At 47.8% G+C, this 13301-nt stretch carries 10 protein-coding genes; all 10 read left to right on the forward strand.

Annotated features, from left to right (window positions below; genetic code table 11):
• The first annotated feature begins 13 nt into the window (after positions 1-13).
• Positions 14-1579: a DUF3502 domain-containing protein gene (locus tag AC58UX_RS02625; protein WP_497249441.1), complete on the forward strand. Its 1566-nt coding sequence runs from the start codon at positions 14-16 to the stop codon at positions 1577-1579.
• A gap of 91 nt (positions 1580-1670) precedes the next feature.
• A complete protein-coding gene (locus AC58UX_RS02630; protein ID WP_497249443.1) occupies positions 1671-2750 on the forward strand; it encodes a Gfo/Idh/MocA family protein in 1080 nt (359 codons plus the stop codon).
• A gap of 5 nt (positions 2751-2755) precedes the next feature.
• Entirely contained in the window at positions 2756-3877 is a 1122-nt protein-coding gene (locus AC58UX_RS02635; protein WP_497249445.1) for a glycoside hydrolase family 172 protein, read from the forward strand.
• 62 nt (positions 3878-3939) lie between these two features.
• Entirely contained in the window at positions 3940-4941 is a 1002-nt protein-coding gene (locus AC58UX_RS02640; RefSeq protein WP_497249447.1) for an SGNH/GDSL hydrolase family protein, read from the forward strand.
• 160 nt (positions 4942-5101) lie between these two features.
• Complete coding sequence (locus AC58UX_RS02645) at positions 5102-6187, forward strand: Gfo/Idh/MocA family protein (protein ID WP_497249449.1); 1086 nt, start codon at positions 5102-5104, stop codon at positions 6185-6187.
• A gap of 19 nt (positions 6188-6206) precedes the next feature.
• A complete protein-coding gene (locus AC58UX_RS02650; protein ID WP_497249451.1) occupies positions 6207-7181 on the forward strand; it encodes an acetylxylan esterase in 975 nt (324 codons plus the stop codon).
• Positions 7182-7213: 32 nt separating this feature from the next.
• A complete protein-coding gene (locus AC58UX_RS02655) occupies positions 7214-8656 on the forward strand; it encodes an L-arabinose isomerase family protein (RefSeq protein WP_497249453.1) in 1443 nt (480 codons plus the stop codon).
• Positions 8657-8669: 13 nt separating this feature from the next.
• A complete protein-coding gene (locus AC58UX_RS02660; RefSeq protein ID WP_497249455.1) occupies positions 8670-11135 on the forward strand; it encodes a hypothetical protein in 2466 nt (821 codons plus the stop codon).
• Positions 11136-11357: 222 nt separating this feature from the next.
• Positions 11358-12104, forward strand: a complete 747-nt coding sequence (locus AC58UX_RS02665; RefSeq protein ID WP_497249457.1) for a LamG domain-containing protein — start codon at positions 11358-11360, stop codon at positions 12102-12104.
• Positions 12105-12133: 29 nt separating this feature from the next.
• A complete protein-coding gene (locus AC58UX_RS02670; protein ID WP_497249459.1) occupies positions 12134-13300 on the forward strand; it encodes a serine hydrolase domain-containing protein in 1167 nt (388 codons plus the stop codon).
• Position 13301 lies beyond the last annotated feature (1 nt).

Here is a 13301-nt window from a genome sequence, read left to right on the forward strand (position 1 = left end):
GAGGGACTTAAAAATGAGTCAACTAAAATCGAAAAAATTCAAAGTGTTAGGAACGACCTTACCTCTTATTTTGACGATACCTGTAATGTTAAGCGCTTGCAGCAGCTCCACTTCCACTCCTAGTCCTAACAGTACAACGGCGCCTGCTACATCCGCTCAGCCAACAGCGAAAGCAGCGGAACCTACGAAGGAATTTGTTAACCTTACTTGGTATATGCGGAGCCCGATCAATAGCGAAACAGACCAAGAGGCGGTTGAAGCAGTAGCGAATAAAATGTTGAAAGAAAGCATTAACGCCAGCTTGCATTTTAATTTCATTGACAATGCGAGTTGGGAACAAAAGATGAGTTTAATGAACTCAACTGGCACTAAATATGATATCGCTTTCTCAACCTCGGGATCGAATAAATTTATGAACAATGTGAAGATGGGTTCAATACTGCCATTGGATGATCTTTTAAATAAATACGGACCTGACATTAAGAAAAAGGTTGATCCACGTGCATGGTCAGCAGTAACCTTTGACGGGAAAATTTATGCCATCCCAGGCCAAACGCCTTATTCGGATGCACATAGTTGGGTATTCAAAAAGGATATTGCAGAGAAATACAAATTTGACACGACCAAAATTACAAATTTGAAAAGTATTGAGCCTTACTTAGAGATTATTAAAAAGAATGAGCCGAGCATGACGCCATTGCTGGTCACAGGAAATGTGGCAGCAATCGGAACGAATTTGTATCACTACTCCAATCTAGGAGGTAACGTCTTCTATGACGAGCGATCAGGTAAACTGGTCAATCCACTCGAAGCGGAAGACAACGTAGACGTTTATAGAACGATGAACGATTTCTATAAAAAAGGCTATGTAGCGAAAGATGCTGCGATCAAAACAGATTTCATTGCTGAAGCCAAATCAGGTAAATATGCCGTTCTAGAGGATTCAGGCGGTTATACAGCAGATGGCTCCAAATCGACAGCATTGTTCGGCTACCCGACACTTGAAACCAAGTACGGTCAAACCTTGATTACAACAAGTGCTATTACGAGTGCCATGGCGGTTATTAGTAAAACGTCTGAGCATCCAGATCGTGCCATTATGCTGCTCAATGAAATTTGGAAGAATCCGACCTTGTCCAACACATTGGCTTATGGGGTCGAAGGTAAAAACTACACTGTGAAGTCTGGTGCAGGAACACCACAAGTATCCGTTATTGCTAAATCCGGCGCTGAGCAAACTTGGGCAATCTGGCACAACTGGCTTGGACCACTGTGGGACCAATGGGATTCCAACTGGAACTCCACAGCCGCTCTGAAGGTTATGCAAGATAACAACACGAACGCAACGGCTTCCAAAATTGTTGGATTCACGTTTAACCCAGATCCGGTTAAAGCGGAAATTGCGCAAGTGAGCGCAGTTGCCAAAGAGGTAAATCCCGTACTCATCACAGGTTCGATGAATGATTTCGATGCTTTCATTGCGCAAGCGAAGAAAAAGTATGTCGATGCCGGTTATGACAAAGTAGTGGTGGAAATGCAGAAACAGTTGGATGAATGGAAAACCATCAACAAAAAGTAGGTGAAGAAGAGCATAACAACGGCCGGTGTGGGTTTCAATATGAAGCGCGCATCGGCCGTATCTATGACCAGCCGTATCAGGAGGGCAAGAGATGAAACAAGAAGAGCAATCTACTGTACAAACAGGCATTAAGCCGATTCGTATTGGTTTGGCAGGACTTGGGCGGGCCGGATGGAACGCCCATTACGGGGAATTGAGACATAAACCCGAGCAATTTATCGTGACGGCTGCCACGGATCCGATTGCCTTACGCCGGCAAATTGCGGAAGAAAACGGGATCCGCACCTATGAGACGATTGAAGATATGGTGCAAGATCCGGAAATCGAGTTAGTAGATATCGCGACTCGCTCCAGTGACCATTACGCCCACGGGATGCTCGCGTTAGCTGCTGGCAAGGATATTCAGATCGAAAAACCGTTTGCACAAACCTATGAGGAAGCGCTCGAGCTTTGCAAGGCTGCGGAAGCAGGCGGCAGACGTATTTTCATCCGTCATAACCGTCGGTTTGATCCTGATTTCCTGCATGTGAGTGAAATTATCGCAAGCGGCATTCTAGGCGACGTCTATCAGATTCGTCTCACGCGGCATAACTTTCAGCGCCGTGCGGACTGGCAGACGATTAAAGCATTTGGCGGCGGGCAGCTATTAAATTGGGGGCCGCACATCATTGATCATGGGCTCCAACTACTGGAAAGTCCTGTGAAGCAGGTGTGGAGCGATCTGAAGCATGTCGTGGCCGCGGGAGATGCGGAAGATCACTTGAAAATTATTTTGACTGGAGAAAACGGCCGTATTGTTGATTTGGAAATAAGCGGAGGCATCGCGATCAACTCACCTACTTATATGGTGTATGGAACGAAAGGAGCCCTTTCGCTGACCGACAACGACATTCATCTTCGCTATTTGGATCCTGATGTGCCGCTTGCTAAATTGGAAGCTAATCCTGGAACACCAGGTGAAGCATTCGGCAAGACGGGTACTTATGAATCCGGGGAACAGTTGGTTTGGATTGAAAAGCGAATCCCAGTAAAGCTGACGCAAACCTTCAATATTTGGGATGAGTTATTTGCTTCTTATCGACGAAATCAACCTTTTCAAATTCGGATGGAGGAAGCGCTTGAAGTTGTTCGGATCATCGACGAAGTGAAGAAAGGCACAGCTTTTATGTAAACGACATGATTACAGAGGTGTACACTATGAATTTGCGTTCCGGTATTGGGTTTGAATATTCATCCGCTCCACTAGTCACGACAGCTCGTAGTCGCTCTATCTCGCCTGAGAATCCGAACGGTGAGAAAGGGCAAGGCGGGCAAGCACCGAATCATCTCGGCATCGGTCGAAAAGGACGTCCTTGTATGGCAGTTAAGGCAGGTGAAACGGTCACAATAGCCAACATCCAAGGGCCTGGTATTCTCCAGCATTTCTGGATAACTGTCACAGATAAACTGCACCATCGCGCGCAGGAAGGCAGCTATGTGCTGCGTGACTTGGTGCTCCGTATGTATTGGGATGAGGAAGAAATACCTTCCGTGGAAACACCGCTGGGTGATTTCTTCTGTAATGGCTTTGGGATTCGTACGAATATCAACTCATTGCCGATCTCTGTGAATCCTACCGGCGGTATGAATTGCTATTTTGCGATGCCTTTCCACAAATCGGCTAAGATCACGATCGAAAATCAGCATACCGAAGACATCCATGGATTCTTCTACACATTTAACTACTCACTGGTCGATGAGCTCCCTGCGAATGCAGCGTATTTCCATGCACAATGGCGAAGAATGCGCCAAACGGAACTCGGGCAGGACTTTACGATTCTGGATGGAGTGGAAGGAGCTGGCCAGTACATTGGCACCTATTTGGCTTGGGCTGCGCTGGAGCGGAATTGGTGGGGAGAAGGCGAGATTAAGTTCTTTCTAGATGGGGACACCGATTGGCCGACCATTTGTGGAACTGGCACCGAGGATTACGTTGGAGGTGCTTGGTGTTTTGCTGGTGAGTCTGAACCTGAGTCATACTCGACGCCTTTTCTCGGATACAAATACTACAAGGATTCCGCCAAAATAGATCGTGAATATGGGAGCAAGGTCCCCATGCACGGATTGTATCGGTGGCATTTGCCAGATCCGATTCGGTTCCATAGCGATCTCAAGGTGACGATCCAAGTGATCGGTCATGATAGCAAGCGGCTTTTTGAACGATCGGATGATATTTCGTCCGTGGCTTATTGGTATCAACTTGAGCCTCATTCGGCATTTCCTGCATTACTGCCATCTCCTCAGAGGTGGCCGAGATAACTGAAAGGCTAGACCACGCCGCATATGGGGTGGTCTGTCCTGTTTCAAGGGGGATTAATCGATTGTCTACTAGGAATCAAAAAGGTGAAGCTTTACTTTTCGTGGGCATGGAGCCACAACCGCTTCGCTATCAACCACAGCAGCTGAGCGGCGTACGAGTGCGGAGTCATTATAACCCAGCACATTCCGATAATCGTTGGTTTAAGGAAGGTATCGATTTCATCGTGGACTACAAGCAAGGTGTGTTAGTCAGGACCGAGGTGAGCACGATTCCTAATTGGCGCCAGCATGTGCTATTTGGAAAGATGAGCTTCGATCACCGGGATTACGGGGGGATATCCAATGCCCCCTTTACCGTGTATGCGGATTACACGATGGCTGCTGAAACAGATGTGGAGATCAGAGATACGTATGATCGAACCCCACAATCATTCAGCAAAAAACTTCTTCATAAACTAGAGCTCGGAGAGCAAATCGTCTATTGTGTGTTAGGCGACAGCATTTCTATGGGAGCCGAGACGGAAGACGCGAGTCAGCCATTCTATGCGCAATTCATTAATGGGTTAAGCCAACGGTATCCACTAGCACGTATTAAAGTATCTATGAGAGCAATTGGCGGGGAAACGAGCACAAGCGGCTTAGCACGATTGTCAAACTTCGTTAGACAAGAGTCGTTTGATCTGATCTCCATTGGCTATGGCATGAATGATCAGAACCTTCATAATGACGGGTGCAACGCGGTTACAATCGATCAATTTGAGCAAAATATCGCACGAATGATCGACCTTGTGCAAGCACATCAAGTGGCCGACATTGTGCTGCTTACGCCATGTGTGCCGAATCCAGCTTGGCGATATGCAAGCCCTAATGTCACCGCGTATAGCGAAGCGATTCGTCGCATAGCGAAGGAGCGAAGCGTCTGCTTAGCTGATGTGCAGCGAGTATGGATGGCCGAGCTTGCAGCAGGTAAAAGCCATGGCAGCTTGCTGATTAATCATATCAATCATCCCAATGCGTATGGGCACGAGCTCTATGCACGAGCATTAACGATGTTAGTGAAATAAGGGAATGTCACGCATGATTTTAAAGATTTTGGCTCAATTTGCAGTGTTCGTAAATACCGAATTTCACATGGATTTGCAGTAAACGACGTAAATTGAAATATACATTGATTCGCGATTATCGTACTGTTCAGATATCAATTGCTGGAGGTAGATTGCAGACATGAGGAAACTAAAAGTGGGTGTCATCGGGTTAGGTGAGGTTGCTCAAATTATTCATTTGCCCATTCTAGAATCACTAAGCGAATGCTATGAAATAGCTGCGGTATGTGATATATCCCCTAGCTTAGTGCAGTGGGCAGGGACTCGGTATGGTGTCCACCACCAGTATACGGATGCGTTGGAGCTCGTTAAACAGCGCGATCTTGATGTTGTTTTTATCCTGAATAGCAATGAGTATCATACGGCCTGTGCGATTGCGGCAATTCATCAAAAGAAGCATGTATTTATAGAAAAACCGATGACCATGACCCAGCAAGAGGCAGACGCCATCATTCAAGCGCGGGATGAACATGGTGTGAAAGTGATGGTTGGCTATATGCGCCGGTATGCCCCTGCATTTACGCAGGCAGTCAGCGATGTCAGAGAGATGGGACAGATTCAATATGCAGTCATTCGCGGCATTATTGGTATGAACCATTTTTTCACGAATCAAACAAACAAAGTCCATCGTTTTACAGACATCCCTGCGGAAGCAGCGGTAGAACGCAGGACGATTCAACAACGTTTGTTGAAGCAAGCAGTTGGTGAGGTTCCGCAAGAGATTTATAATGCCTATTCATTGCTGCTTGGCTTAGGTTCTCATGATATTTCGGCTATGCGGGAGCTTATCGGCGTTCCGAATCGCGTCGTTTCAGCTGTGCAATGGCAAAACGGTTCGTGTATGGCAGCAACGTTCGAATACAATGGTTTCTACGCCACCTATGAAACTGGCCTTGATCAGAATCGACGCTTCGATGCGCATATCGAGGTGTTTGGAGCTACGAAACAGTTAAAAGTTCAGTACAATACGCCTTATATCCGGCATTTGCCGACGACCTTACATGTAGGCGAAACGGTAGGAGAAGCTTACGAGGAGCGGGTTCATCGTCCGACTTTTAAAGATCCGTATACAATTGAATTGGAGCTGTTCCATGAGGCCATCACGCAAGATAAGAATCTAAAGACGACACCGGAAGACTACAAGCAGGATTTGACGATTTTTAAAATGATGGTTGATCAAATGCTGATCACCTATAAGTCGCAATAGATGGAGGATCAGTAGATAAATGGCGATCATCGCGAAGCGAAAAAAGGAGTTAGAGAGCTACCGAGCTCTACCGACATTGGATGCGGCAACGATCGATGCGTTCTGGGACGATAAGTTGGAACAGATCGGAAAGCTTCCACTCGACATTCGAAGAGAGCAGCAAGCCACGTTATTTCCGGGAGTAAAGGTCGATAAACTTACGTATCTCGGTCATGATGGGACGCCGATTCATGCTTGGTTTCTCGTACCTGAATTGAGCAGGCTTGTCTCGGAGAAATTGCCTTGTGTTATTATCTTCCCCGGTTATGGCGGCGATAAAGGCTTACCAGAGCGCCACGCCCCTTGGCTCCTGCTTGGTTATGCTGTGCTAGCGATTGATGCTAGAGGTCAAACTGGGGAAACAGGCAACCATATGCAAGATCAGTGGGGCGCATCTCACGGCTGGGTGTCGAGGAACGTATTGGACAAAGAAAATAGTTATTACATGGGGTTAGCCACGGATGTTGTCAGAGCGGTTGAAGTTGCCTATCTGCAACCTGAAATTGATACGAGTCGGATCGCTGCGGTCGGCACGAGTCAAGGAGGCGGGATGGCCTTGCTTGCTGGTGCGCTCAGCCCGAAGGTAAGCGCTGTGGTCGCTAGTATCCCGAATATGTGCCACTTGGAATACGGCGTCTTGAACTCCACCGGTTCCTTATCGGAAATTGCCAATTTTGTTAAACGTCACCCTGAAAAGCTTGAAGGGGTGCTGGAGACGCTATCCTATTTTGATATTGTAAATCTGGCTCACCGTATTCAGGCTCCTGTCCTGATGTCTGTTGGATGGAAGGATATGATTTGTATGCCGGACACCGTTTATGCAGCTTATAACCAGCTGTCTTGCCCGAAACGCATCTACGATTATCCTTTTTCAGGTCATGAGACGGGGGAGGAGCACCATCGCAGGGTTATGTTATTCATTCATGAGCGCTTTGGGCATGCAGCAGATCATTAAGGTCTGTCATTAAACGAAGGGTGGTAAAGAAAATGAGTGATCCATTTATGCGAAAAAAAGCGCGTGTCGGCGTTATGACGGTAGGTCATGAGCCATATTGGGCGCAATTCCCGGGATTGAGGGAAGAATTGGAAGGGTATGGACGTGAATTCGAGACGATGCTGCGCAGCAATGATGTGGACGTGATTTCGGCTGGATTCGTCGATAACGTAGATAAGGCATTTGCAGCTACAGATTATTTGAAGCGGCAAGGCGTCGATTTCCTCTTCAGCTTCTTGAGTACGTATGTGACTTCAGCAACTGCAGCGACACCGATTCTCAATTTAGCAGTGCCAACTGTATTGGTAGCGCTTCAACCGCGCAGCAGGCTCGACTATCGCAATACGACGACGTATATGCAGCTTGCTAACGACAATATATGCTCCTTGCCGGAAATTGGCGGTGTACTCGTTCGCGCGGGTAAACCTGCTGCTGGCATGATCGTGGGTAAACTTTACGATGATGAACGAGCTGTTCGGGAATTAAGAGCATGGTGTCAGGCAGCGAATGCGAGCAGAGCGTTTAAATATGCCAAAATCGGTTATCTAGGGCATACCTATGAGGGTATGTATGATATGAACTCCGATCCAACAGCGTTTACAGCATCCTTCGGCAGTCACGTTCAGATGCTCGAAATGTGTGATCTGGCTAAGCGCGTGAATGCCGCTACTGAAGGTGAAATCGCCAATAAACTCGAGGAAATACATAGCGTGTTTACGCTGTCCGATCCATTCATCGATCCAATCACACGTCCGATAAAACCAAATGACCTTACCTGGTCAGCGAAAGTAGCTGTCGGGCTGGATCGCCTCGTTGCGGATTTCGGCTTAACGGGACTAGCCTATTATTATCGCGGACTCGACAATAATGAGTATGAGCGAATCGGGTCCAACATGGTGTTGGGGAATTCGCTGCTAACTGGGAAAGGCATCCCCCTTGCAGGCGAAGCCGATCTCAAAACGTGCGCCGCCATGCTCATCATGGATCGCCTCGATGCTGGCGGATCTTTCGCAGAGCTGCATCCATGCGACTTTGACGATGACATTGTCCTTGTCGGGCATGATGGCCCGCACAATATTAAAATCAGCGACAGTCGTCCCATTATTCGTGGATTGGATCTGTTTCATGGCAAGAGCGGATCAGGCATCGGCGTAGAGTTCAGCATTCAGGCTGGTCCGGTTACGCTATTGGGGATTTCGCAAACCGCGGATGGCCGCTTCAAAATGATTGCCACCGAAGGTGAATCAATTAAGGGAGCAATCCCGCAGACCGGTAATACAAATACGCGCTGCAAGTTCCCCTATACGATTGCTGAATTCGTTGAGCGATGGTGTTCGGCCGGTCCTACGCATCATTTTGCCCTTGGCGTTGGGCATGTCAGCAGTCAAATTCGTCGAGTTGCACACATGATGGGAATCGAATTAGAGATTGTCTGAGGAGGCATCGGAAATGAAACACGTGAGAACGAGCGGGAAGCCACTGCGGCGGTCAACGCTTGAAATGAGCTTGAAGCCTTTCAAAAGTCTAGAGCAAGAGGCCATAGATCATGTTTGTACGGAAGCGATTCGGCAATGGCTGCCATTAATTGAAATGGGTGAAACGGCCTCTGTCCTATTATGGGTTTCCGATGGGAGTGAAATCCTAACGTGGAACGCTGACGAGAAGGCGGAGATCGAGTGGGGGCGTTACATTGGGTTCGCGAATGAGGAATGCTTCAGCTTTGTGCAGGGTAAGTCCGATCCTCGCATCGCACGTCCTTATATCGAGGATCCTGTCCGCATGACATATGGAGACTTGAAACGAATTGTTGCTTCTTTTAAAAGAGTTGCTGCAGATACGTTCGGCGTTTCCATGGAGGTTGGCGCTACGTTCGACGCGGGTCCTGAGTTTGCGTATTCGGATTTTAAATATAAGCTGCATCATGAGATCAATAAAGCAGATATCGGCGGCAAATTCGTGTCCTTGAAAGCGGATTATACGGTTATTTGTACGTGGTCTAAGCTAAAAGGGGACTCTGTTGCTTACGCAAGTTATCCAGATGGTATTCCTGATGAGACACCATTCGGCGAGTTTCTCGGCAAACAATGTGCAAGCTTCCTGCCAGCGCTGGGCTTCGATTATATCTGGTTCTCGAATGGGTTTGCTGTATCGTATTTTCCTTGGACGTATCTAGGCGCTAATTACAACGGGAAAGAGCTGCCGCTCGCCGATTATCATGAGGTGACGGAGAAGGTGATGTCGTTCTGGGATTTGTTCAAAAAGGAATGCCCAGATGTTCGTACAGAAATACGCGGCACAAACTTTGGAACAGGCATGGATTTGGCGAAGGATTATATCCCTATGCAGCAGTTGTATGACAAGCAATACATTGAATTTCCCCCGCCGAATTCGCCTTGGGGCGCGCTAAATTATGATTTTGGACTGGAAATAACTGGGTATTTAACGCGAATTGCGGAGCTCCCAGGAGACGTGTACCCGTTCCGATTTTATGCGAATGATCCGTGGTTCTGGCAAAATCCTTGGTGGGATCTCTATGATCGAGAGCCGCACGATATTTATGTGCCGTTGTCCGTGGCGCGTATCAATAAGCTGGGTGAGCTAGAGTCGCCAGGTATTATTGAGATTTTGACCATTGATACGGAAAAAGGAGAGCTAAACGCGGATTGTCCTGCGGAAGTAATCCCACATTTACGCAAGGCGCTTCATGTTGCACCTGATCAACCTGGTTTGCTCACTTGGTTGTATCCATTTCGTGAATTACATGAGGCTGTCGAGAACTCAAATGAGGCGTCTGGCGATGTGTTTTTCCACGACTGGTTTATTCGCAATGCAATCAATCAGGGGCTTCCGGTGAATACCGTGATCAGCACGGATCAATTTTTTGCTATGACGGATATGGCGTTGAATACGCTGAACGATACCGTGTTACTCGTGGCGACATCGTGGTTGTCGGGGGACAAAGCGCTTCGGATGGCTACTTATGTGCAAGGTGGCGGAAAAGTCATTCTCTATGGCGCAGTGAAAGACCCGATTCTACGGGAACTTTTGCATCTGACTGAAGCGGATGGCATAGAAGGTGATGTGGAGTTGTCAGCTTTGTTTGAAGAGGACCGCGGTGAGGGGGCAATGGGAATTCGTGCTTTGCGTCATCAGGGTATGATCGCTGGAGGGGGACTAGCTGAAAAAGTACGGGGAGAGGACGGTTATACTCGCCTTTGTGCGGTTGCTAAACAAGGCGTGGAAGAGCGCGCCTTTGTCGTAACACGATCGAAGCCCGATTGGCATGGCGGGAAAGTAGGTTGGGTACGCGGGTCACTGCCGTTCCTAGGGCAAGACATTACTCATCTGCCTGTACGGCAGGGGGAGGAGTGGGGGGATGCTGCGATTTTCCTGCGGTATCTACAACAGGACTTCGGCTTTACAATTCTTCAGGAGAAACGAGCATCCGATTCGCCATCTGCCCTATTCTTCGTGACCCGTCATCAGAACGGGTATCTGTTTAATGGCTGCAAACAGGACACCTCTGTGCAGCTTCGCCTGCGGTTTCCCGATGGCTCACCTATTCTTATCGGTGAGTCCACGATTGTTGGCGGCGATGAGCAGACCGCCTTATACTCGCTCAATCGCACCTTCCATGAGGAGTGCCGAGTATTCGTCAAGCAGGAGGCACGTTCACGCGTTTCCTGTAGGGAGCACGCGCCTTCGCCAACACGAACGAAGCAAGCGGTACGAGAGATTGCAGTTTCTGGATTGAAGCAAGCTACTGTTACTATTTACCCGCCATTGGAGGCGTTGGAAGGAAATAGGGTTGAGGTGAAGCTTAATGGGCTTACCTATTTGGATTTGAACGGCACGAGGGTGGAGAATACAATCCAGCTAACGGAGATAACGGGAATGATCGAAATCTCATGGTAGCGATGTTATTTAGTGTGGCTGAACTAGGAGCTTCTCCTATTCAGCCATTTTTTTTGATCTAATTCGCATCTCTAACGGTTTGTAAGCCATGATTTCGATAACCTGCGTTGTTAAAACTGAAAACTTATAAAATTTAGAATTGTAGCAATAGCTAATAAAAGCTAGAATGAAAAATATGGTAATTATTTCTTTAATTGAAATGGGGTGGATACAGTGCAACGAATGTCCAATAAAGCTGAACTGATTTTACAGCAGGAATCTTTGGTTTGTTTTTGGGATTTTCAAGAAGCAGCTGGCGAGGCGCGAGTAGCCAAGGGTCCTTTTCCCTATGCACTGCAGGAAATGGAGGGTCCCATCAACAGGGTAGCTGATGGGGTGTTTGGAGAGTATGCGGCCAAGCTAGCGTTTGGCCAATGGTTTCATTTGGCGAGAAAAGATTGTTCATCTCTTGATTTCCATGGGCCGAATGCTAATCTAACGATCTTGGCCTGGATCAAACGAGACAATCGTGACAATCAACAATGCCAAGCCATTGCCGGCATGTGGAATGAAACAGAGAAGAAGCGCCAATATGCGATGTTCCTTGACTTGCGGATTTGGCAAAGTGCTAATCAAGTGGGGGGACATGTTTCCGCCGAAGGAGGACCGACACCGGGACATCCTTGGTGTATGTCGACCGCTATTGGAGATACACCTCTTTTGAATGAAAAGTGGTATACACTAGCTTTCACGTACGATGGCACTTATGCAAAAGTATATATCGATGGTGTACTCGACAGACGTGATGTTTACAACCCTTACTTGTACCAAAAAGGCTTGTTTGATGGCGGATCCACAGGAGCTGACTTTACGGTTGGCGCTGTACATCGGTCTGGGGAGATGGGCAATTTCTATGCCGGCCTATTGGGAGGATTGGCTGTATATAGCAAAGCTTTAACAGACGAAGAGATTTTGTTGTTATCCAATTAAATAAGAACTGAATTGGGAGGGATGAAAAAATGAACCCAAATAAGCGATTAAATCAACGGTTGACTCCTCTGCTTAAGAGCATCATGGAGAAGGGACCAGCCGGCTGCGCCTGTACCGTCGTGAAGCGCGGTGAAGTCATCTATAAGGAAACCCTTGGTTATGCGGATTTGGAGATGAAGAAGGAGATCACGCCAGATACGATCTACCGGATCTATTCGATGACGAAGGTCATTACTTGCGTAGCGGCACTGATGCTGTATGAGAGAGGACTGTATCTGCTTAACGATCCATTGGAGGAATACTTACCCGCCTTCAAAAATCAACAGACATTCCGAGATAACGAAAATGGTACGAAGTTTTTATCTCCTGTGACGAGTCCGATCCTGATCAAGGATCTGTTCACGATGACCTCTGGGCTTACGTATCCTGGAGAAGGCACGGAAACCGAAAGACAAACCCGTACAATGCTGGAGAATGCCAAAAGAGAGACGATGGACATGCAGGATTTATCCAACGGATTAGCGTCCATTCCGCTGGAATTCGATCCCGGTACGCGCTGGAAGTATGGTTTCAGTCACGACGTTCTGACTGCATTAATCGAAGTGCTGACGGGGCAAACATTTGGAGCGTTTCTCCAGAAGGAAATTTTCGATCCGTTAGGAATGATTGACACCTCATTCCGGATAACGGAAGACAAGCGGGATCGCCTATGTACCATCTACGATCGTCCAGAAGGCGGCGGGCTTACACCGAATACCAAGACGGACGCCACATATCAACCTGGAAGCCGCTATGAAAGCGGCGGAGCTGGTCTGCTTTCGACGATTGGGGATTACAGCCAGTTTGCACAGCTGCTTGCGAAAGGCGGGGAGCATGAAGGAGTGCGGCTTCTTAGTTCGAAGACGATTCAATTGATGGCGACCAATCATTTGAATGCGCAGCAGCTCAAGGATTTCAATTGGCAGCAATTGCGTGGGTATGGCTATGGTTTAGGCGTTCGCGTCATGATCGATCCAGCTGCTGGTGGCATCAACAGCTCCATCGGTGAATTCGGTTGGGCTGGTCTAGCTGGGTCGTACATGTTGATCGATCCGAAGGAAGAGCTATCCGTCGTGTACATGCAGCAATTGCTTCCGAGCCAGGAGCCCTTCATACATCCGCGACTGCGGGCTGTGATTTACGGGGCATTAGATTAAC

Source organism: Paenibacillus sp. J22P90 (assembly GCF_059692195.1).